Annotated in this window: 1 protein-coding gene; it reads left to right on the forward strand. The window is 63.2% G+C overall.

From position 1 onward, the window contains the following. Positions 1-93: 93 nt before the first annotated feature. A protein-coding gene (locus tag FHY04_RS22230; protein ID WP_183938040.1) for an IS630 family transposase occupies positions 94-1,040 on the forward strand; the annotation gives its coding sequence in 2 pieces (ribosomal slippage) (positions 94-430 and positions 430-1,040; 948 coding nt in all). The last annotated feature ends 15 nt before the right edge of the window (positions 1,041-1,055 follow it).

Below are 1,055 nucleotides of genomic sequence, written 5' to 3' on the forward strand. Positions count from 1 at the left end.
TAGAGCGGTTTCTCACCGTGCTGAATCATAAGGGGATTCCCGTCGCTGCGGTTTTCTGATTCAGGTGCGTGCCGGTGCAGGAGGCTGGCATGGATGGCGCGAGCATTGTCAGTGGATCTTCGAGACAGGGTTGTGGCGGCGATCGCGAGCGGTCTGTCGCGTCGACAGGCGGCGGTACGGTTCGGTGTCAGTGCCGCGAGCGCTGTCCGGTGGCAGCAGCTTGCAAACCAGCACGGAACGCCGGCGCCACAGCAGCAGGGTGGCGATCGACGTTCGATGAGGATCGAGGCGCATGCCGGGTTGATCCTGGAGGCTTACAAGGCGACGCCCGACATCACTCTGGCAGAGTTGCAGGCACTTCTGGCCGATCACGGCACCGAGGTCGCACTCGGCACGATATGGCGGTTCTTCGCGCGGCGCGGGATCACGCGCAAAAAAAGACTGCGCACGCGACCGAGCAGGATCGTCCCGACATCCTGAAGCGGCGCGAGGAATGGTTTGACGGTCAGCTCGATCTCGATCCCGAGCAGCTCATCTTCATCGATGAGACCTGGGCATCGACGAACATGGCGCGTCGCTACGGCAGGGCGCCGCGCGGCGAACGACTGCGGGCCGGCGTGCCGCACGGGCACTGGAAAACCACCACCTTCGTCGCGGGTCTGAGCCGCACCGGCATGATCGCACCCTGGGTTCTCGACGGGCCGATGAACGGCGATGCCTTCACCACCTATGTGACCCGCGTGCTGGTGCCTGAACTCTCACCGGGCAACGTCGTCATCATGGACAACCTATCCAGCCATAAGGCGCCTGCCGTGCGCGCCGCCATCGAAGCCGCGGGTGCCAGGCTCCTGTTCCTTCCGCCCTACAGCCCAGACTTCAACCCCATCGAGATGGCCTTTTCCAAGCTGAAGGCGCATCTGCGAAAAGCGGCCGAGCGGACCATCCATGGCCTCTGGGACGCCATCGGCCGCATCGTGGACCTCTACTCACCCCAGGAATGCTCGAACTATTTTGCAGCCGCTGGTTACGATGCAGACTGATCAGAAACCGCTCTA

Origin of the sequence: Sphingomonas sp. BK481 (genome assembly GCF_014194875.1) — a bacterium.
In the GTDB taxonomy this organism is placed as follows: domain Bacteria; phylum Pseudomonadota; class Alphaproteobacteria; order Sphingomonadales; family Sphingomonadaceae; genus Sphingomonas; species Sphingomonas aerolata.